A 20034-nucleotide genomic window follows, 5' to 3' on the forward strand; every position below is an offset into this window, starting at 1 on the left:
ACTGGGGGCTAGCCCGCGCCTCCAGGATCAGCCATGCACAATGTGCTCTACCATTTCCGCTTTGCCGACGGCCACACCGCTTCCTGTGCGGTGGACGCGCAGCCAGCGCAGGACGCGGCCGAGCTGCCGGCCTGGACGGCGCTGGAGTTCCAGCAATGCGCCAACTGCCCCCTGCGCCCAGAGACCACGCCGCATTGCCCGATGGCGGTGCGCTTCGTGCCGCTGGTGGCCATGGTGGGAGCGCTGCGCTCGTACGATCAGGTGGAAGTGCGCGTCGAAACGCCGGAGCGCACGGTGAGCAAGGATACGACGGTGCAGCGCGGCATAGGCGCGCTGATGGGTTTGCTTTCCGCCAGCAGCGCCTGCCCCCGGGTGGATTTCCTGCGCCCCATGGCGCATTTCCACCTGCCCTTCGCCTCCGAAGAGGAAACCATTTACCGCGCCGCATCCACATACCTGCTGGCGCAGTATTTCATCGAGCGCGAGGGTGGGATACCGGATTGGGAGCTGGAAGGCCTGAAGGCGAACTACCTGGCGCTGCAGACGGTCAATGCCGGCATGGCGAAGCGGCTGAAACGCGCCATCACGGCGGACGGCGCCATTAACGCCTTCCTGCTGCTGGACCTGCTGGCCAAGGTGCTGCCCTGCTCCATCGATGAGCAGCTGGATGAACTCAAGGCTAAGTTGCGCCCCGCTTCCGCTGCGTCGCTGGAGCCGCCGCTGTAGCCCGGGAGCCATCGAGCATGTCGCGCAACTGCGCCACCAGGCCGGACTGCCCCTCCAGCGTCGCGCGCGCCCGCGCCAGTTCCAGTTCCGTTTCGCGCATCTGTTCCAGCCGGGCATCCTGTTCGCGGGCCTGGCGCTGGGCGTCGTATGCCGCCACCCTGGCGTGCGCCAGCTCGGCGCCGGCTTTCGCCGCATCCTGCTGCGCGCGCGCCAGCTCCTCCTGCTTCAGCGCCAGCGCCTGCTGGGCCTTGCGCAGTTCCGCCTGCACATGTTCGCGCCGCTCGATGAGGTGATCCACTTGCTGTTCAGCCTTATGGCGCGCCAGCACTTCGCTTTGCAGCTGCGCGCGGAGCTGGCCCTGCGCGGCGTTCTCCGCGTCCAGCCTGCTGCGCAGTGCATCCGCTTCGGCGCGCGCCTGCGCCAGCTCGTCTTCCATCTGCGCGCGGCTTTCCTCATACTCAAGCGCCTTGGCGGCGATGCGCGCGTCCGCCTCTTCGTGGAGGCGCCCCGCCAGGCGCGTGACCAGATCCAGCAGCGCATCGCTGACGGGGGCTGGCTGCCCCTCCCCGCCCGCGCCGCCTTCCTCGGCCTCCAGCTCCTTCAGGTACTTGTGTATGGTCGATTTAGAGCCGGTATTGCCCAGCGCAATGCGCACCGCGTCCACCGATGGGTATTGCGACTGCGCGATCAGGCTGTCGCGTGCGCGCTGCACGTCCGATTTTTCTAATCCCGTTCTTGCCATGGCTCGCTCCTGTACTGTATTACGTAATATGTAATTACATAGTACATGCGAGTTGGTCGAGAATCAAGCCAGGCGGGAGTAAGTGCGCAATTGCTCCCCTTCCAGGCAGTGCAGCGCCTCCACCGGGCCGAAGAAGTAGTCCCTTTCCTCTTTCGTGCAGGTAGGCAGGTAGACGCTGAGCACGCGCGGGTCGTAGAAGCGGAAATTGAGCTTGCGGCCCTGCTCGTCCTGCACCCATAGCAGCTTCTTGAAATGCAGCCGCAGCTGCCGGGTGGTAACGTGCGCCGGCGCGGACACCAGGATGCCCCAGTGATCGCCGCCGCAGCGCTGCAGCATATCGCGGGATTGCGCGGAAGCCGCCGCCAGGTGCACCAGGTAGGGCGCGGCCGCGCGCAGGCGAGGCGTCAGCGGCTCGGCGAACAGGCAGTCGTAATCGAGCTTGCCGAAACGGACCATGGCGGCGATGGCCGGGTCGCGTGCGCCGTCGGCCAGCATGTGCACTTGCGGCGCTGTCAGGCTGTCGCCCTTGGGCCAAAGCTGCGCCACGATGGCGTCGATCGCCGCACTCATGCCGGCGCCGGGGCGGAAGCCTCGGCCGCTTCAGCCGCTTCGGCAGCCGCCTTGGCGCAGACCTCGCAGAATGGCGTGCCATCCTTGGCCGCCTGCTCCAGCGCGGCCGCCTGCACGTCCTGCGCCAGGGCAGCGGTAATTTCGGGTTCGGGGGCGGGTGCTTCTGTTACGGCAGGCTTGCGCGGCGGCGGCAGGGGCGGTGGTGCAGACATGCCGGGCCGCTTCGGGCGCTCGGCCGGCGCCGGCGGCGCCTCGGGATCGGCCGGGCCGGAACCGGTGCCGCCCTCCTGCTCGCCCAGCAGCAGGAACAGCCGCCCCAGCATCACCTGCGAAGCCGCCTCGCGCAGCACATCGTCGTCGGAATTCAGGTTGCGCGCGCCCTGCTTCACCAGCAGCTCACGCAGCTCCGACGCAGCGCCCATCCTGCTGGTGCGCGCCTTGATGTAGCGGTAGACCTCCTGGACGCTGCCGTGCATCACGGTGCCGTAGGCGCCGCGTGCGCGGAAGACGCTCAGTTCCAGGCGGTCGGGGTGGTTCGAGAGGCAAACGTTCATGGCGGGCGGAACCGGATGGGGAAGTATCCATTGTTTCACCTTTCACGTCTTGCAATTCTCTCCAAATCTATCGGTCCTGCTCGCGCTGTCCGGGCGCGCGGCTTCGTCTTGGCAGGGCCGCGAACCTGCCGCCTTAGACTGGTCTCCCCGGCGCCGGCTGTCACAAACCGGCCTGCTTCCGCGTCTTACAGTTATGACCCACGTTATAACCGACAAAGACCGCTTGACCATGCCACTAGTGTCAACCCGCCACAATACCCGCATGGGAACCACGCCATGCGGATAGGACAGCTTGCGCGCGCGGCCGGCGCCACCGTGCGCCTGCTGCGGCACTATGAGGCGCAGGGGCTGCTGCAGTCGCGCCGCCTGCCCAACGGCTACCGCGATTACCCGCCGGATGCGGTTGACCGCGTCCGCTGGGTGCGCGAGCTGCTCGATTGCGGCTTCAGTACGCGCCAGATCCAGGGCTTCCTGCACTGCTACGGCCAGGAACGGGCCGACGCGGCGCAATGCGAGGCCGGCCTGGCGCAGCACCGCGAGAAGCTGCGCGAGCTGGACCAGCTGATCGCCGTGCTGGCGGAGCGCCGGGCGCGCCTGGCCGGCCGCATGGCGCAGATGTTCGGTCCCCATATTTCTTAACTTTCAAGGATATGGAATATGCATCAATTCACCGACAAGGTAGTACTGATCACCGGCGGCGGCGCCGGCATAGGCCGTGCGGCGGCGCGCCAGTTTGCGGCGCAAGGCGCGCGCGTGGTGGTGACCGGCCGGCGCGAGGCCGCACTGCAGGCGCTGGCGGAGGAAAATCCGCGCATCGGCTACGTAGTGGCGGACGCCGGCAGCGCGGAGGACGCGGCGCAGACCGTGCGCACCGTCGTCGAACGCTGGGGGCGGCTGGATGTGCTGGTGAATAACGCCGGCGCGGGGGCCATCCTGCCGCTGGCCGAAGCGGGGCCGGAGCGCGTACGCGAGATTTTTGCGGTGAACGTCATCGGCCCTTCTCTGCTGGCCACGGCGGCGCTGCCGCACCTGACGGCGGCGCGCGGCGCCATCGTCAATGTGTCCAGCACCTTCGGCCACAAAGCGGCCGCGGGCTTGTCGCACTATGCGGCCAGCAAGGCGGCGCTGGAGCATATGACGCGCTGCTGGGCGCTGGAACTGGCGCCGGCCGGCGTGCGCGTGAACGCGGTCGCCGCAGGGCCGACCGAGACCGAGTTCCTCACCGAGCGCATGCAGCTGTCGCCTGAGCAGGTGGCGCATGTGAAGAAAGAAGAGGCAGGCCGCATCCCGATGGGCCGGCGCGGCGTGCCGGAGGACGTGGCGCCGTGGATTGTGGCGCTCGCTGCGCCGGACGCGGCCTGGGTCACCGCACAGGTGATCACCGTGGACGGCGGCCTGGACGCGACCTAGCGCGCGGGCGGCGGCGCCGGGGCAACCTGTGCCACCGATGCCACGGGATCGGCCAGGAACTGGTGGATCTGCGCCACCACGGCGGCGCCCTCGCCCACTGCGGCGGCCACCCGCTTGGTGGACCCTGCGCGTACGTCGCCGATGGCGAATACGCCGGGCACGCTGGTCTGCAAAGGCAGCACGGCATTCATGCCGGTGCGGATGAAGCCGTGGCTGTCCACTTCCACGCCGCAGCCGCCCAGCCACCCGGTGTTGGGGTCCGCGCCGATGAACAGGAACACGCGGCAGGTATCGCAGTTGAACTCTTCGCCGCTGCGCGAATTGCGTATCCGCACCTGCTTCAGGCCATCGTCGTCGCCTTCCAGCGCAATGATCTCGGCATGCGTATGCAGCTCGATGTTGGGCGTGGCTTCGATGCGTTCGATCAGGTAGCTGGACATGGTGGAAGACAGGCTGCCCTTGCGGATCAGGATGTGCACCTTGACGGCGTGCCCCGCCAAAAACACCGCCGCCTGGCCAGCCGAATTGCCGCCACCGACCAGCACCACCTCCTCGGACTTGCACAGTTGCGCCTCCACCGGCGAAGCCCAGTAATACACGCCCTTGCCCTCGAACTGCTTCAGGTTGGCCAGCGACGGGCGGCGGTAGCGCGCGCCGCACGACAGCACCACCGCGCGCGCCTTGAGCAGTTGCAGGCTGCCGCACATCTCCACCTGCAAGGGATAGCTGCTGCAATCGAGGCGCCCCGCCGGCGCGGGAATCGCGATCTCCACGCCGAACTTCTCCGCCTGCACGTAGGCGCGGCCGGTCAGCGCGCCGCCGGAGATCCCCGTGGGGAAGCCGAGATAGTTTTCGATGCGTGCACTGGCGCCGGCCTGGCCGCCGTAGGCGCGCGTTTCGAGCGCCAGCACGGACAAGCCTTCGGAGGCCGCGTACACCGCAGTGGCCAGGCCCGCTGGCCCGGCGCCGACCACGATCACGTCCCACAGCTTGTCGCCGCTGAGCGGGCGCAGCATGCCGATACAGCGGCCCAGCTCCACGATGGACGGATTCTTCTTCAGCCCCACGCCGGGACAAACGACCAGCGGCCATTGTTCCGCCGTCGGCTGGTGTTCCGCGACCAGCGCCACGGCGCGCGGATCGGTGAGCGGGTCCAGCACGGTGTAGGGATGCGCGTTGGCCGTCAAGAAGCTCTCGAGCGCGTGCACACGACCGTGGCCGCGTGGCGCGATGATGACGGGGCCGCCGGAATTCTGCTCCAGCAGCGTCACGGTACGCAGGATCAGCGCCCGGATGATGCGTTCGCTCAGGTCGGTGCTGGCGATGAGCAGCGCGCGCAGCGCTTCGGCGGGCAACAGCAGCACGCGCACCTCGTCGGCCGCGATGCCGTTGGCCATGGCGGGCCGGCAGGACAGCTCGCCCACCTCGCCGCTGAACTGGCCCGGATACAGCGTCGCAATCCGGGCGCAGGTATCGAAGCCGTTGTGGCGGTACACCGCAATGCTCCCCTCCAGCACGAACATGATGCCGGGCGTCGGCTTGCCCGCCTCGAAGAGCACGTCGCCGCACTGGTAGCGGACTTCCGTGCCGAAGCGCTGTATGTGACGGATGTCGGCGTCGCCGAGTACCGGGAAGATCTGGTGGCGCCGCCGCTCCAGTTCCGGAGTGGGGAGCGGCGGCTGTTCAGATGGCGTGGCGGTCATGAGGTTCTCCAGTTGAATACCTGCGATGCCCGCCGCGCGCTTACTTCTTGTCCGCTTCCGGCGCGGTGCCGGGCTTGGCTTCAGGTTTGGCGTCAGGCTTGGCCGGTTCGGCCGGCGTGCTGTCCTCGAACTGCGGCACCTGGAAGTCCGGCTCCGCGCCCTGCCCGGTGTCGCCGGCGGGCCGTTCGATAATCAGGTCGCCGGCCCCGGTGGTGCCGGGCACGCCCTTGTCGAGGAAGGCGGTCACCGTCTGCGGGAACACGGCCACCAGCAGCACCATGATCATCTGTAGGCCCACCCACGGCAAAGCGCCCCAGTAGATATCGGAGCTCTTGACCTCTTTCGGCGCGACGCCGCGCAGGTAGAACAGCGCGAAGCCGAACGGCGGGTGCATGAAGGAAGTCTGCATGTTCACGCACAGCATCACGCCGAACCACACCAGCGCGGCCGAGGCGGCGGCTTCCGGGCTGCCCATCATCGGCTCCAGCTCGGGCGCCAGGATTTTCTGTGCCACAGGCGCCAGCATCGGCACCACGATGAAGGCAATCTCGAAGAAGTCGAGGAAGAAGGCCAGGAAGAACACAAACAGGTTCACCACCAGCAGGAAGCCGATCCAGCCGCCAGGGATGCCGGTGAACAGGTGCTCCACCCAGCGCCCGCCGTCCACGCCCTGGAACACCACCGAGAAGCAGGTGGAACCGATCAGGATGAACACCACCATCGCGGTCAGGCGCATGGTGGACTGGTAGCTCAGCACGATCAGCTCGCGCAGCGGCTTGATGCGGCTGGCGCGCACGATCAGCCAGGCCACCGCCACGTACAGCACCGCCAGCGCGGCCTGCACGTAAGGCTTGGCCGGATGCGCCAGGCCGGTTAGCTTCTCGTAGTAGACGGCGCCGATCAGCCCCGCCACCACCATGGCGCCCATGCCGACGCGGAACACGATCTTGTCGCGCGCCGTGAATTCAGGGTGGCGGATCACCGCCAGGATCACCGCGCCCAGCGCGCCCATGGCGCCCGATTCGGTCGGCGTGGCGATACCGAGCATCATGGTGCCCAGCACCATGAAGATCAGCACGGCGGCCGGAATGATGCCGCGCAGGCACTGGCGCCACAAGGCCCAGCCTTCCAGCGTTTTTTCGTCGCGCGGCGCGGCCGGCAGCCACTCGGGGCGCACGCGCGACAGCACAAAGGTGTACAGCGCGAACAGCGCGATCTGCACCAGCGAAGGTCCCCAGGCGCCCAGGTACATGCTGCCCACGTCGGCGCTGGCGGTCTGCGTTTTCAGCTGGTCAGCCAGCACCACGAGCACCAGCGACGGCGGCACCAGCTGCGTGATGGTGCCGGAGGCGGCCAGCACGCCGGTGGCGTAGCGCATGTGGTAGCCATAGCGCATCATCACCGGCAGCGAGATCATGGCCATCGCGATCACCTGCGCCGCCACCGTGCCCGTGATGGCGCCCAGGATGAAGCCGACGATAATGACCGAGTAGCCCAGGCCGCCGCGCATCTTGCCGAACAGCTGGCCCATGGAGTCCAGCATGTCCTCGGCCAGGCGGCACTTCTCGAGCACGGCGCCCATGAAGGTAAAGAAGGGAATCGCCAGCAGCAAGTCGTTGGCCAGCACGCTGCCGAAGATACGCTGCGGGACGGCCTGCATGAAGGCCACGCCGAAGAAGCCTTCGGACATGGCGATCAGGCCGAAGAACAGGCCGACCGCCAGCAGCGAAAACGCCACCGGGAAACCGACGAGCATAAACACAACCAGGCCGCCGAACATCAGCGGCGGCATTATTTCGAGCGGAATCATTGCACTGGCCTTTCGTACTTGCTGTCCAATTGGGCTTTGCCGGCCAGTGCGGCAATGCGTTTAATCAGTTCGGCCACGCCTTGCACGGCGAGCAGCGCAAAACCGATGGGGACGATGATCTTGATGGGGTAGCGCGGCAGGCCGCCGGAATTGCTGGACTGCTCCAGCACGTCCCACGAGGGCATGAACAGCGAATACCAGGACAGCCAGGCGAACAGCAGGCAGGCCGGCAGCAGGAACACGATAATGCCGAACACGTCGATCCACAGCTGCTTGCGCTCGGACACGTGGCCATAGACCAGGTCCACGCGCACGTGCTCGTTGCGCTGGAACGTATAGCTGGCGCCCAGCATGACGGCGGCCCCGAACAAATACCACTGCAGTTCCAGCAGCCAGTTGTTGCTCCAGTCGAAGCCGTAGCGGATCATGGCGTTGCTGGCGCTGATGACGCACGACGCCAAGATCATCAGGTTGGCCAGTTGCCCGCAGCGGTAGCCGATCTTGTCGAGCCAGTGCGAGAGGCGGAGTAATCCTTGCATGTACTAAAGTCTCCTGTGCCGTTTTGGTGCAGGGTCCCTGCCCCGTACGGTCGTTGTGAAAATTAAAGGATTGTTGCAAGGATAGTACATCAATATTCACCCCGTGGTAACCGCCCCGGCCCCCGGTTTTCCAGCGGAAAGGTGTAGCACGAGGCTGGCCGGCAGGGCTACGCTGGACCTCTGTTTCGGCTCGCACGGGAGGCGGCGATGGGCTCGATTTTCACGAGAAGCGCACTGGCGGCGGCCTTCGTGGCCGCCGGCGCTGCGGCGCAGCAGGCGGTGGCGCCCGCGGTGGCACCGCCCGGTGCGGAAAAAACCGGCAAAACCAGCTTGCTGGAAGCCGGCGCAAAAGTGTTGCAAGATAACACGCCTGCCGCCCAATTCGACATCTACCTGGTCAGTTTCCACCCGATGAAAGAGCATCCGGAGCAGCAATTCGAGGCGCACCACTATTGCCATCAGCGCAACCAGGATTTCGCGCAGTGCGTGCTGTTTGACGGCAATACGAAGGCGGCCAATCTGCACGGCGTGGAATACATCATTTCCGAAAAGCTGTTTGCCGCCCTGCCCGAGGACGAGCGCAAGTACTGGCATCCGCACAACGGCGAAATCCTGAGTGGGCAGCTGGTGGCGCCCGGCATTCCGGAGGCGGCCGACAAGGCGCTGATGAAGGACAAGATGAACAGCTACGGCAAGACCTGGCATCTGTGGAACACTGGCCACCAGGGCCACCCGAACGACGCGCTGCCGCTGGGCGAGCCGATGCTGGCCTGGTCCTTCAACCGCGACGGCGAAGCCCTGCCGGGCCTGGTGGCGGCGCGTGACGAGCGCATGAAAATGAGCACGGAGAAGAAGCGCGGCAGCCGCGCCGACCTGAAAGCGCTGGCGCGGCCGCAGTCCGGCGTGGACGACCTGAAGGGCAGATTCGGCCGGCCCACCACGGAGATACCGGGCGTTACGAACAAATGAGGCGTGCCATGTCGGCCGCCGGCAGCGGGCGGCTGAACAGATAGCCCTGATAGGATTGGCAGCCCAGCTGCCCGAGCAAGGCGCACTGGGCGTCCGTTTCCACGCCCTCGGCGATCACGTCCAGCTTCAGGCTGCGCGCCATGGCGATAATGGTGAGCACGATGGCCTGGTCGTTGCCGTCGTTGACCAGATCGCGCACGAAGGACTGGTCTATCTTCAGCTGGTCCAGCGGCAAGCGCTTCAGGTATTGCAGCGAGGAGTAGCCGGTGCCGAAGTCGTCCAGCGAGAAGCGCACGCCGATGCCGCGCAGCGCATGCATGCTGGCGATGGTCTCGTCCATGTTCTCCAGCAGGATGCCTTCGGTCAGCTCCAGTTTTAGCAGGGCCGGATCGATGCCGTAGCGCTGCACCGCCGAGCACACTTGTTCGCAAAAGCCGCGCTGGTGGAACTGGCGCGCGCTGACGTTGACCGCCAGGGTCAATTCCCGCAAGGCGGGATCGGCGCGCCAGGCCTTCAGCTGGGCACACGCGCTTTCCAGCACCCACTCGCCCAGCGGCAGTATCAGCCCAGTCTCCTCGGCCAGCGGGATGAAGCGGGCCGGCGAGACGGCGCTGCCGTCCGGCTGGATCCAGCGGATCAGCGCTTCGGCGCCGACCGGGCGCTGCAGGCAGTCCACCTGCAGCTGGTAGTACAGCTCGAACTGCTGGGTATCGATGGCGTGGCGCAGTTCGTTTTCCAGCCGCGCCCGTTCGCTGATGCTGTCCTGCATGCTCTGGTCGAAAAAGCGCATGCCGTTGCGGCCCGCTTCCTTGGCCTGGTACATGGCGATGTCAGCCTGGACCAGCACTTCCTCTGCCTGCGCCTGCATGCCGGCGTGGAACAGCGTGATGCCGATGCTGGGCGTGCTGTGGCACTGGTGCGCGCCCAGCACGTACGAACGGTTCAGCGCCGCCAGGATCTTGCAGGCCAGCGCCTCGCTCTGCGCAGCCGCCTCGCGCGCCTGTCCGCTCAAGCCCTCCACCAGCACCACGAACTCGTCGCCGCCCAGGCGCGCCACGGTGTCGCCCTGGCGCAGGCAGGCGTGCAGGCGCGCCGCCACTTGCTGCAGCAGCAGGTCGCCGGTGCTGTGGCCCAGCGTGTCGTTGATGGTCTTGAAGTTGTCCAGGTCGATGATCATCAGCGCGCCGTCGTGGCCGCTGGTGCCGGCGGCGGGCAGCGCCTGGGCCAGGCGCTCCAGCAGCATGCGCCGGTTTGGCAGGTGCGTGAGCGGATCGTAGAACGCCAGGTTCTTGATCTGGTCGCTGGCGGCTTTGCTCAATGTAATGTCGTTCAGCGAGGCCACGTAATGCGTGACTTTGCCGCCGGCGTCGCGCACGGCGGCGATGTTCAGCAGTTCCGGATACACTTCGCCGTTCTTGCGCCGGTTCCAGATTTCGCCTTGCCAGCGGCCGTTGGCGCCGATGGCGGCCCACATGGCGCGGTAATAGGCCGCGTCGTGGCGGCCGGAACTGAGCATGCCGGGCGTGCGGCCGACCGCCTCGGCGCAGCTGTAGCCGGTGATGCGGGTGAAGGAGGCGTTGACCTGCAGGATCACGCCGTCGGCATCGGTCACCATCATGCCTTCCGGCGAGTCGAAGGCGATGGCGGCGATGCGCAGGCTGGCTTCCGCCTGGCGCCGGGCGGTGATGTCGGTATGCGCCACCACGGCGCCGCGCCAGTCCGTTTCCAGCGGCGTGACGGACATGCTGAACCAGCGCTCGCCCTCCTCGCCGGCATCGGGCAGCGCGTAGTCCATCTGGAAGCGCGTCACGCGCCCCTCGAGGACGGCGCTGATGCCGTCGCGCGCCGCGCAGGCGTCACGCTCGCCGTGGCAGGCGGCCAGGTAGTTTGCGCCCACAAGGCTGGCAGTCGCGGTGCCGCAGGCGCCGTGTACTCCGGCAAAACGGCGCCACGCGCGGTTGACCGCCAGGACGGTGCCATCCGGTGCCAGTACCGCCATTTCGTCCGGCAGCGCGTCCAGCAAGGCGGCGGCCGCCAGGCTATAGGCCGGGGTAAGTATGTCTTTCATAGGGCCTCAGGGATTTCTTCTGGGAAATGAAGGCAAGGATACTGATATTGGGAAAGAAAAAAATTGATCCAAATCAAAATCCATGCACTGTGCAATCTTTGATATGGATCAAAGGCGCGAGCAAAGGCGCTTGCTATTCTCCAGAGCCATGAATGAAAGATGTCTTGCCATAATGAATCATAGACCCGTCACGTATGCCACCTGTTCCACCTGCCGCTGGCGCGCGCTGTGCCTGCCGGCAGGGCTGGCCGGTCCGGCGCTGGACGAGTTCGAGCGGACCGTGGCCGAGCGGCGCCGGGTGCGCCGCCACGAGACGGTGGCGGCCGCCGGTGCGCCGTTCAGGCAGGTGCATGCTGTGCTCAGCGGCCAGTTCAAGCTGCAGCGCGCGGCGCCCGACGGCGGCGTGCAGGTGCTGGGCTTCCCGATGCAGGGGGACTTGCTGGGACTGGACGCCATCGGCACCGGCCGCTACGGGAGCGAAGTGATTGCGCTGTCCGACGGCGTGATCTGTTCCATTCCTTACCCGGCGCTGGCGGCGCTGATGGACAGCCAGCCGGGCCTGGCGCGGCGCTTGTCCAGCCTGCTGAGCGCCAGCCTGGCGCAGCGCCAGGAACAGATGCTTTTCCTAGGCAACGCGCGCGCGCCGCAGCGCCTGGCGCGCCTGTTGCTGGACCTGGGCGCGCGCTACGGCGAACGGGGCGGCTCGGCCACCGACTTCCAGCTGTGCATGTCGCGCGAGGATCTGGCCGCCTACCTGGCGCTGACGGTGGAAAGCGTGAGCCGGCTGCTGTCCATGTTCAGGCAGAACGGCGTGCTGGCGGTGAGCAACCGCGCCATCGCACTGCGCGACACGGCCGGCCTGCGCGCCATCGCCGCGCCGCCTGCCGCACCGGCCATGCAGGCGGCCTAGCCGGCATCGTCACGCCGCCAGGGCGCGGCTGAACTGGTCGCGGCCGCGCCGCTTGGCCACATACATGGCGTTGTCGCTGGCGCGCAGCAGCGTGTCGGCGTCGCGCCCATGTTCCGGATAGAATGCGAGCCCGATGCTGGCCGAGACGTGTGCGCTGCCCTGCTCCAGCGCCACCGGCTGGCGCACCGCTTGCAGCGCGCGCAGCACGATTTCCTCGGCCAGCCCGGGATGGTCCAGGTCCGTCAGCAACAGGAGGAATTCGTCCCCGCCAAGGCGCGCCACGGTGTCGTCACTGCGCACCACGTGCTGCAAGCGCTGCGCCACTTCCACCAGCACCGCGTCGCCCGCCTCGTGGCCGCGCTCGTCGTTGACCGCTTTGAAGCCGTCCAGGTCGATCGCGCACACCGCCAGCAGGCCCCCGTGGCGCCGCACGCGGGCCAGCGCCTGCTGCAGCCTGTCCCCCAGCAGGCGCCGGTTGGGCAGCCCGGTCAGGGGATCGATATGGGCGGCGCGCTCGATCTCTTCCTGGTGCAGGCGCTGGTCGGTAATATCGGTGAACAGCGCAATGTAATGGCTGACCTCACCCGTCCGGTCCAGCACGCGCGTGATGGTGAGGTAGGCGGCGAACAGCGTGCCGTCCCGGCGCCGGTCCCAGATCTGGCCCTGCCAGTGCCCCAGGGTATCGATGGCTTGCCACATGGCCTCGTAAAAGGCCGGCCCGTGGCGGCCCGATTGCAGCACGCTGGTTGGCTGGCCCAGCAGTTCGTGGCGCTGGTAGCCGCTCATGGCCAGGAAAGCCGGGTTGACGTCGATGATCTGCATGTCCGCGTTCGCCAGCATGATGCCCTCGGCCGTGGCGCTGAACACGCTGGCCGACAGGTGCAGGCGCCGCTCGGCCGCTTCGCGCGCCGCCAGCATGTGGTTGAACTGCTGCGCCAGCGTGGCGATTTCGGCCGGGCCGTCCAGCGGCGCCCTGACGCCCGGCTGCCCTTCCGCCGCGCGCGCCGCCGCCCGGCGCAATCCGTGCAGGGAATGCAAGGTGTTGCTGTTGAAGCGCCAGGCCATGGCCGCGCCGCACGCCAGCGCCGCCAGCACCGCCGCCGCCACGCCTGCCATGCCGCGCCGTACGCCCTGAAGCAGCACGCTGCGTTCGATGCGCAGCGCCACGGTCCAGCCTGAGCGGGCCGACCGGCTGTAAGCCAGCAAGTGGCCATCGCCGCGCAGCTTGCCTTCGGCCCTGGTGGCCAGCGCCGCCCGCACCGCCGCTTCGCCGCGCGCGCCCACCTTTTCCGGCGCGGTGCCGGCCCGCGAGATGACCGTGCCGGAGCGGTCCAGCAGCACCGCGCCGTAGCCGGCCGGCAGGCGCTGCCGGGACAGGAAACCCTGCAGGCCGGCAACCGGCTGCCCGTAAAGCAGCACGCCCGCCGCTCCCGGCCCTGCCACGCTGCCGCTGGCCGCTCTGCCCGAGAGCTGGACCGGAATGGCCACGGCGATCACGGGGCGGCGCTTGACCGTGCCGGTGAACATATCGGAAACAGCAGGCTGGGAGGTGGCAATTATGCGGGCAACCAGGTCCAGCGCGCCGGTCTTGGGCAGCGGCGTGCCCCAGGGCGCCAGTGTGTTGACCAGTTGCTGGCCGTCGGCGCGGATCAGGGCCACCGCGCCGTCCTCGACGTCGGCGCCCATGGCCCCGCGCGCCTGGCGCTGAAAGGCGTCCAGATCGCCCGCCGCCAGTTGGGGCGACAGCGCCAGCACCTCCAGCCGCGCCTGGCGGCTGGCCAGCACGCCGTCGAACACCTGGCCCAGCGCACGCGCCGTCTGCAGGGCGCCGTTTTCCAGCTGGCGCTCGCGCTCAAGGTAGAGCGTGGCGGCAAAGATGCAGCCTATCGCCAGCGCGGGTAGCAGCACAATGGCAAACAGCGCGGCCAGCCGTCCGTGGCCCGCTCCCTGCAATGTGCTTCGGTCTTCTCCCATGTCGCCCTCCCCTTATCATTATCGCGGTCCGCAGCGCGGACGGGTGAGGAACTATGCTGCAAGTTGATCGAAATTTTGATCTGGATCAAGGCGCGGCCCCTGGCGTCTGGTCAGACTGTGTGCATGTACAACAGCGGAGGCCATCATGTTCAAGCACATACTCGTACCAACGGACGGTTCGCCGGCCTCCCAGGCGGCTGCGGCGGCGGCGATCGACATGGCGGCGGAAAGCGGTGCGCGCATTACCGCATTGCACGTGTTGCCGGACTTTCATGTTTTCAGCTATTCACCAGAAATGCTGGAAGATACGCGCGAGGAATTCATGCACGACAGCATGGCGCACGCTGGCAAGCTGCTTGAGGGCGTGGTACACGCGGCGCGCGAGCGCGGCGTGCCATGCGAGAGCGTGCTGGCGCGCGGCGACCGCCCGCACCGCAAGATACTGGACGCGGCCGGCTCGCACGGCTGCGACCTGATCGCGATGGCCAGCCACGGCCAGCTGGGCTTGAAAGGCGTACTGCTGGGCAGCGAGACCCACAAGGTGCTGGTCCACAGCCCGGTCCCCGTGCTGGTGTTCCGAGCTGAATAGCGTGCCGTCTCAAATCATGCCGTGTTCGATCGCATAGCGGGTCAGTTCGGCATTGCTGGCCATGCCCATTTTGTCCAGGATGCGGGTGCGGTAGGTCGTCACCGTGTTGGGGCTCAGGTGCAGCAGCTCGCCAATGCGCACCAGCGGCTCGCCGATGGCGATCAGCTTGAACACTTCCAGTTCGCGGTCCGACAACGCCTCGTGGTCGCCGGCGCCGCCGCCGCCCACCAGCATGGCCAGCTTTTCCACCAGCGCCGGGCTGACATGCTTGCCGCCGGCAGCCGCCTTGCGGACCGCCTCCACCAGCGTGGCGGTGGGCGCGTCCTTGGTCAGATAGCCCGCCGCACCCAGCTTGAGCGCGCGCACGGCATAGATTTCCTCCGAGTAGGTACTCAGCATGAGGACTGCCATGCGGGGACGCTCGGCGCGCAGCGCCCTCAACAACTCCAGCCCGTTCTTGCCCGGCATGGTGATGTCCACCAGCGCCACGTCGAATTCCTGCTCGGCCACGCGCCGCATGGCCTCGGGCGCGTTGGCCGCCTCGCCGGTGACGGCAATGCCGCTGGCCGTGCCCAGCATCAGGCGCACGCCGTTGCGGGCGATTGCGTGGTCATCGACCAGCAGCACGCGGATATCGTCAGCCATGATTGTCCTCTTGTAACGGCAGGCGCAGCGTCAATACGGTGCCGCCGGCGCCGCCGCTGATGGCCAGCTCTCCGCCGAAACTGCGGCTGCGCTCGTGCATGCCCAGGATGCCCCAGGATTCCCGCCGCAGCAGCCCTTCCGCAGCGATGCCCTGGCCGTTGTCGCTTACTGTCACGCACAGCGCGTCCGCCTCCCGGCGCGCCTCCACCCGCGCCGCGCTTGCTCCGGCATGCCGCACCACATTGGTCAGCGCTTCCTGCACGATGCGGAACAGCATGGTGCTGCGCTCGGCGTCCAGCTCCAGCGCGGCGGCGCGCGGGTCGATCTCGCACGTGCAGTGCAGGCCGGCGCGCAGCGCCACCTGGCCGGCGTACCATTCGAGCGCGGCCCACACCCCCAGCTGGTCCAGCACGCTGGGCCGCAAGTCGGTAATGACGCGCCGCACGGTTTCAATGGCAGTCTGCACCAGGTCCGCCGTATCGGCCAGCAGCGGCTCGGGCATGCTGCCGGCCGCCAGCGCACGTTCCTGCGCCACCAGGATGTAGGCGCGGATGCCGGTCAACAAGCCGCCCAGCTCGTCATGGATCTCCTGCGCGATGCGCTTGCGCTCCTCCTCCTTGATGCGCTCCTGGTGCGCCGCCAGGCGCCTCAGTTCCTCCTGCGAACGGCGCAGTGCCTGCTCGGCGGCCTTGCTCGCGCTGATATCGATCAGGATGCCTTGCAGTACGGCCGCGCCCGGCCCCGTGCCGCCCGTCCCGGGCACTGGATCGGCCTGGTCGCGCACCCACAGTTCGCCGCCGCCGCGCGGCAGCAGGCGGTATTCCAGCCGCAGCGGAAGCGCGCCGGCGCGGCTGGCGCTCACCCCGGCCCAGGCCCGCTCGCGGTCGTCCGGATGCATGCAGGCGCGCAGCAGGCCGGGATCGGCCAGCCATTCCTCCGGCGTATAGCCCAGCAGGCGGATCTGCGGGCTGACGTAGTCCAGCCCGGATTGCGGCCCGGTGCGGGCAACATAGCTGACCGCCTGGATCTGCTCGACCAGCGTGCGGAAGCGGGCTTCGGCCTGCTGCTTGTCGGCGCGCAGGCACTGCTCGCGCAGCATGCGCTCGATGCCAGCCGGCAGCAGCTCCAGATAGCGCCCGTCCGCGTCCTTGACCAGGTAGTCGCGCGCGCCGCGCCGCATGGCTTCGGCAGCCACGGTGGCGCTGTCGGCGCCGGTCAGCATCATCACGGGCGGCGCGTCGCCGCCAGGACGGCTGGCGGCCAGCCCGGCCAGGAATTCGAGGCCGGTCAGGTCCGGCAGGTTGTAGTCGAGCAGCACGCAGTCGGCCTGGCCCGACAACGCCATGGCCAGGCCCTGCTGGCCGGTGTCTGCCTCCAGCAACTGGTAGCCGCCGGCGGCGCGGAAGGCGCGCCGGCAGGCCATGCGGTCTACCAGATCGTCCTCGACGATGAGCACGCGCACCGGCGTTGAAGACTGGGGCTGGGGCTGAATCTCCACGGTCACGGCATCTCGCTGACGGTCCAATAGCGGTCGATCTGGCGCATGACTTCCACGAAGGCGCGGTAGTCGACCGGCTTGGCCATGTAACCGGCTACGCCCAGTTCAAAGCTGCTCAGCTTGTCGTGCTGCTCGGCGGACGTGGTCAGCACCACCACCGGAATGGGTCGCAGCGCCGCGTCGTGCTTGGCCTCGCGCAGGAACTCGATGCCGCTCATGATGGGCATGTTCAGGTCCAGCAGAATGATGCAGGGCCGCTCGCTGTCCGGCGCACGCAGGTAGGCCAGCGCGGCCTCGCCGTGCTCCAGCGCCACCACCGGGTTGCCGACGCCTATCTCCTTCAGGGCGCGCTTGACGGTCATCACGTCCACGCTGTCGTCTTCAATCAGGAGAATCGGCTTGCTGGCATGTTTCATCTGCACTCCTTCGGCCAGGTGAAGTAAAAGGTGGCGCCGGCGCCGGGCGTGGACTCGACCCAGACGCGGCCGCGGTACATTTCAACGATTTTCTTGACCAGCGCCAGGCCCACGCCCGTGCTTTCCACGCGGTCGCGCGGGGCCAGCGTCTGGAACAGCTGGAAGATGCGCTCGAAATGGCGCGCTTCGATGCCCGGGCCGTTGTCGGCCACGGCGAAGCGCCAATGGCTGCCGTCGTCGGCGCAGGCCACGCTGACACGGCCGTCCGGGCGGTCCATGTATTTGATGGCGTTCGAGATCAGGTTATGGAACACCTGCTGCAGCCGGGTCGGCTCGCCGGCCACCGTCGGCAGCCCGGGCGCGATGTCGATGCCGATGCCGGCCGGCGGCGCCAGCAAGTCGACCACCTCGGCCAGCACGCGGTTCAGGTCCACGGCGCACACGGCCTCGCGCACGCGGCCCACGCGCGAATACTGCAGGATGCCGTCGATCAGCGCACCCATGCGGTGCACGCGGTTGATCAGCAGCCGCATGTGCTCCTTGCCTTCGTCGTTGAACCGCTCCGCGTAGTCGGTCGCCAGCCAGTCTGCCAGCGAGCCGATGCCACGCAGCGGCGCCTTCAAGTCATGCGAGACCACGTAGGCGAAATTGGTCAGTTCCTCGTTGGCGCTGCTCAGTTCCTGCAGCAGCTGCTGGGTTTTTTGCTCGGCCAGCTTGCGTTCCGTGATATCGCGCACCAGGCCGGTGAACATGCGCTTGCCGCCCAGCGTCATTTCCGCCACCGACAGGTCCATCGGGAACACGCTGCCATCGCGCCGCATGCCCTGCACTTCCCGGCCCTTGCCGATGATGCGCTTCTCGCCGGTGGCAAGGTAATGCGCCAGGTAGCCGTCGTGCGCGCTGCGATGCGGTTCCGGCATCAGCATGGAGATGTTGCGCCCGGCCACCTCCGCTTCGCGGTAGCCGAACATGCGCTCGGCGGCCGGGTTGAGGCGTTCCAGCGCGCCATGCTCGTCGATGGTGATGATGGCGTCCACCGCCGTCTCGAACACGGCGCGCATGCGCGCCTCGCTCTCTTCCAGCGCGCGCTCGGCGGCGCGGCGGGCGCTGATGTCGTGGATGGTGGCCATCACCAGGGTCTGCCCGTCGGGGCTGCGCAGCGGCGACAAGCTCACTTCGACCGGAAATTCACGCCCGTCGCGGTGGCGCCCGGACAATGCCACGCCGGCCCCCATCACGCGCGGACGGGGCTGGGCACTGTAGCCTTCGCGCAGCGCTTCATGGCCGTGCCGGAAGCGTTCCGGGATCAGCGTTTCGACCGGCAAGCCTTGCAACTGCTGCTGCGTGTAACCGAACAGGGCTTCCAGCGCCGGGTTGGCCAGCGCAATGGCGCCGGCGCGGTCGACGATGATGACCGGGTCCGTCGCCGCGGCAAGCAGCCAGGCCAGGCTCTGGTCGGCAATGGGAGGTGTCTGCACGCAAAGTTCCGAAGGTTGTGGAATTGACATCCATCATACGTTCGATGCCTGTCTCGGTAAAGCCCCGGTTCCCGGAGGCAAATTTCGGGGCTTTTTGACCTGGATCAAATCGCCCACTGCCCCGCGCCGGCGGATTCCCCTACAGTCATCTCAGTGAATAGACGGAGGCGCTTGTGCACACCATGGACGAAGCAATGAAGGCGCGGCTGGCACGTACGCTGCACGAACAGCGTAGCACGCTGGCCGGGGTAGTGCGTGCCCGCCTGCACGCGGCGGGGCCGGACGCCGCCGTGGGGCTGGCCAACTGCTATGCGGAGGACGATGCGGCCCAAGCGGATCTGCTGGGCGAGCACGACCTGGCCATGCTGCACCAGGAATGCCGGCAGCTGGAGGCTGTGGAATTGGCGCTGGCCAGGCTGGCGGACGGCAGCTACGGCCGTTGCGTTCACTGCGGCCAGCCCGTTTCCCCTGCCCGCCTGCAGGCGCAACCGTCGGCGGCGCTGTGTCTGGAGTGCCAGCAGGACAGCGAGCGGCGCTACCAGGTGCGCCCGCTGTGACCCGATGCGTTTTTACCACCAAGGAGTGATGCCATGACCTACCGTACCATTCTGGTCCATGCGGACCTGTCCCGCCACGCGCCCCAGCGCATCCGTTTCGCCGCCACGCTCGCGCGCACTTTCGACGCCCACCTGGTGGGCGGGGCGATGACGGGCGTGTCCCGCTTCCTGCTGCCTGGCAGCATCGCCATGGGCGGTCCGATGATCGCCGACCAGGTCGAACTGATGCGTGACAACGCCGAGCGGGCACTGGTGCAATTCGACGCGCTGGCCGACCAGACCGGCGCCCCCACATTTGAGCGCCGCCTGGTGCAGGACGATTTTGACGGCGGCATGGCGCTGCAGGCCCGCTACGCGGACGTGGTGGTGCTGAGCCAGACCGATCCGGATGACGCTACCCTGGGCAGCTGGAACGACCTGCCGGAATATGTGCTGCTGAACGCGGTGCGCCCGGTACTGCTGGTGCCTTACGCGGGGAACTGGGAACACGCCGGCAGCCACGCGCTGGTGGCGTGGGACGGCAGCATGGAGGCCACGCGCGCTGTCACTACTGCACTGCCGATGCTGAAACTGGCCGCCCGCGTGACGGTGGCGGTGTTCAATCCGCAGTCGCGCTGGGGCGTGCATGGCGAGCAGCCGGGCGCCGATCTCGCGCTATATCTGTGCCGGCACGGGGTGCGGGTGGAAGTGAGCGCGCTGCCAACTGTGCTGGACACCGGCAACGCGCTGCTGTCCATGGCCGCCGACACGGGCGCCGACTTGCTGGTGATGGGGGGGTACGGCCATGCGCGCCTGCGGGAAACGCTGCTCGGCGGCGTGACGGCCACCATCCTGCGTGACATGACGCTGCCGGTGCTGATGGCGCACTGAGCGCGC

General features: G+C 67.7%; 20 protein-coding genes. 8 read left to right on the forward strand and 12 right to left on the reverse strand.

Annotation, left to right across the window (positions count from 1 at the left end; all coding sequences use genetic code 11):
- The first annotated feature begins 33 nt into the window (after positions 1-33).
- Positions 34-726: a DUF6901 family protein gene (locus ACFJI2_RS10565; RefSeq protein ID WP_377704950.1), complete on the forward strand. Its 693-nt coding sequence runs from the start codon at positions 34-36 to the stop codon at positions 724-726.
- Here ACFJI2_RS10565 and ACFJI2_RS10570 read toward each other — a convergent pair.
- The 3 genes from ACFJI2_RS10570 to ACFJI2_RS10580 all read right to left on the reverse strand — a co-directional run bounded on the left by ACFJI2_RS10570 (position 680) and on the right by ACFJI2_RS10580 (position 2592).
- Complete coding sequence (locus tag ACFJI2_RS10570) at positions 680-1468, reverse strand: DNA-binding protein (RefSeq protein WP_377704951.1); 789 nt, start codon at positions 1466-1468, stop codon at positions 680-682. The genes ACFJI2_RS10565 and ACFJI2_RS10570 overlap by 47 nt on opposite strands.
- 63 nt (positions 1469-1531) lie before the next feature.
- Complete coding sequence (locus ACFJI2_RS10575; protein ID WP_377704952.1) at positions 1532-2038, reverse strand: DUF4123 domain-containing protein; 507 nt, start codon at positions 2036-2038, stop codon at positions 1532-1534.
- The gene (locus ACFJI2_RS10580) at positions 2035-2592 is read right to left on the reverse strand and encodes a hypothetical protein (protein ID WP_377704953.1); all 558 of its coding nucleotides are present in this window, start codon (positions 2590-2592) and stop codon (positions 2035-2037) included. Before ACFJI2_RS10580 ends, ACFJI2_RS10575 begins: the two co-directional genes overlap by 4 nt.
- A 276-nt stretch (positions 2593-2868) precedes the next feature.
- Between ACFJI2_RS10580 and ACFJI2_RS10585 the strand changes: the two genes are divergently transcribed.
- Positions 2869-3231, forward strand: coding sequence for a MerR family transcriptional regulator (locus tag ACFJI2_RS10585; RefSeq protein ID WP_377704954.1), 363 nt, complete (start codon positions 2869-2871; stop codon positions 3229-3231).
- Positions 3232-3249: 18 nt separating this feature from the next.
- Positions 3250-4002 (forward strand): SDR family NAD(P)-dependent oxidoreductase, encoded by a 753-nt coding sequence (locus tag ACFJI2_RS10590; protein ID WP_377704955.1) that lies wholly within the window; start codon positions 3250-3252, stop codon positions 4000-4002.
- Here the strand turns inward: ACFJI2_RS10590 and ACFJI2_RS10595 are convergent.
- From ACFJI2_RS10595 to ACFJI2_RS10605, 3 genes are read right to left on the reverse strand one after another with little or no spacing between them, the layout of a single operon-like run.
- Complete coding sequence (locus ACFJI2_RS10595) at positions 3999-5705, reverse strand: FAD-dependent oxidoreductase (RefSeq protein ID WP_377704956.1); 1707 nt, start codon at positions 5703-5705, stop codon at positions 3999-4001. The two genes, ACFJI2_RS10590 and ACFJI2_RS10595, sit on opposite strands and share 4 nt — an antisense overlap.
- A 40-nt stretch (positions 5706-5745) precedes the next feature.
- Positions 5746-7515 (reverse strand): TRAP transporter large permease subunit, encoded by a 1770-nt coding sequence (locus ACFJI2_RS10600; protein ID WP_377704957.1) that lies wholly within the window; start codon positions 7513-7515, stop codon positions 5746-5748.
- Positions 7512-8054 (reverse strand): TRAP transporter small permease subunit, encoded by a 543-nt coding sequence (locus ACFJI2_RS10605; protein ID WP_377704958.1) that lies wholly within the window; start codon positions 8052-8054, stop codon positions 7512-7514. Before ACFJI2_RS10605 ends, ACFJI2_RS10600 begins: the two co-directional genes overlap by 4 nt.
- 207 nt (positions 8055-8261) lie before the next feature.
- Between ACFJI2_RS10605 and ACFJI2_RS10610 the strand changes: the two genes are divergently transcribed.
- Entirely contained in the window at positions 8262-9023 is a 762-nt protein-coding gene (locus ACFJI2_RS10610; RefSeq protein ID WP_377704959.1) for an OBAP family protein, read from the forward strand.
- Here ACFJI2_RS10610 and ACFJI2_RS10615 read toward each other — a convergent pair.
- Complete coding sequence (locus ACFJI2_RS10615) at positions 9010-11091, reverse strand: putative bifunctional diguanylate cyclase/phosphodiesterase (protein WP_377704960.1); 2082 nt, start codon at positions 11089-11091, stop codon at positions 9010-9012. The genes ACFJI2_RS10610 and ACFJI2_RS10615 overlap by 14 nt on opposite strands.
- 172 nt (positions 11092-11263) lie before the next feature.
- Here ACFJI2_RS10615 and ACFJI2_RS10620 point away from each other — a divergent pair, with 172 nt between their 5' ends.
- Positions 11264-12001, forward strand: coding sequence for a helix-turn-helix domain-containing protein (locus ACFJI2_RS10620; protein ID WP_377704961.1), 738 nt, complete (start codon positions 11264-11266; stop codon positions 11999-12001).
- Positions 12002-12010: 9 nt separating this feature from the next.
- Here ACFJI2_RS10620 and ACFJI2_RS10625 read toward each other — a convergent pair whose 3' ends face one another.
- The gene (locus ACFJI2_RS10625) at positions 12011-13975 is read right to left on the reverse strand and encodes a diguanylate cyclase domain-containing protein (protein ID WP_377704962.1); all 1965 of its coding nucleotides are present in this window, start codon (positions 13973-13975) and stop codon (positions 12011-12013) included.
- A 145-nt stretch (positions 13976-14120) separates the two neighbouring features.
- Between ACFJI2_RS10625 and ACFJI2_RS10630 the strand changes: the two genes are divergently transcribed.
- Complete coding sequence (locus tag ACFJI2_RS10630) at positions 14121-14564, forward strand: universal stress protein (RefSeq protein ID WP_377704963.1); 444 nt, start codon at positions 14121-14123, stop codon at positions 14562-14564.
- A gap of 9 nt (positions 14565-14573) precedes the next feature.
- On the opposite strand, the gene ACFJI2_RS10635 is transcribed toward ACFJI2_RS10630, so the two are convergent.
- The 4 genes from ACFJI2_RS10635 to ACFJI2_RS10650 are packed head-to-tail and all read right to left on the reverse strand — an operon-like array spanning position 14574 to position 18601.
- Positions 14574-15209, reverse strand: a complete 636-nt coding sequence (locus tag ACFJI2_RS10635; RefSeq protein WP_377704964.1) for a response regulator — start codon at positions 15207-15209, stop codon at positions 14574-14576.
- A complete protein-coding gene (locus ACFJI2_RS10640) occupies positions 15202-16713 on the reverse strand; it encodes a response regulator (RefSeq protein ID WP_377704965.1) in 1512 nt (503 codons plus the stop codon). Before ACFJI2_RS10640 ends, ACFJI2_RS10635 begins: the two co-directional genes overlap by 8 nt.
- Complete coding sequence (locus ACFJI2_RS10645) at positions 16710-17123, reverse strand: response regulator (RefSeq protein ID WP_377704966.1); 414 nt, start codon at positions 17121-17123, stop codon at positions 16710-16712. The genes ACFJI2_RS10640 and ACFJI2_RS10645 overlap by 4 nt, the downstream gene beginning before the upstream one ends.
- The gene (locus ACFJI2_RS10650) at positions 17120-18601 is read right to left on the reverse strand and encodes a PAS domain S-box protein (protein WP_377704967.1); all 1482 of its coding nucleotides are present in this window, start codon (positions 18599-18601) and stop codon (positions 17120-17122) included. Before ACFJI2_RS10650 ends, ACFJI2_RS10645 begins: the two co-directional genes overlap by 4 nt.
- A gap of 182 nt (positions 18602-18783) precedes the next feature.
- Here ACFJI2_RS10650 and ACFJI2_RS10655 point away from each other — a divergent pair, with 182 nt between their 5' ends.
- Together ACFJI2_RS10655 and ACFJI2_RS10660 are read left to right on the forward strand one after the other, a co-directional pair.
- Positions 18784-19158, forward strand: a complete 375-nt coding sequence (locus ACFJI2_RS10655; protein WP_377704968.1) for a TraR/DksA family transcriptional regulator — start codon at positions 18784-18786, stop codon at positions 19156-19158.
- Between the two features lie 33 nt (positions 19159-19191).
- The gene (locus ACFJI2_RS10660; RefSeq protein WP_377704969.1) at positions 19192-20028 is read left to right on the forward strand and encodes a universal stress protein; all 837 of its coding nucleotides are present in this window, start codon (positions 19192-19194) and stop codon (positions 20026-20028) included.
- Positions 20029-20034: the final 6 nt, after the last annotated feature.

Source organism: Pseudoduganella sp. UC29_71 (assembly GCF_042693265.1).
In the GTDB taxonomy this organism is placed as follows: Bacteria; Pseudomonadota; Gammaproteobacteria; order Burkholderiales; family Burkholderiaceae_D; genus Rugamonas.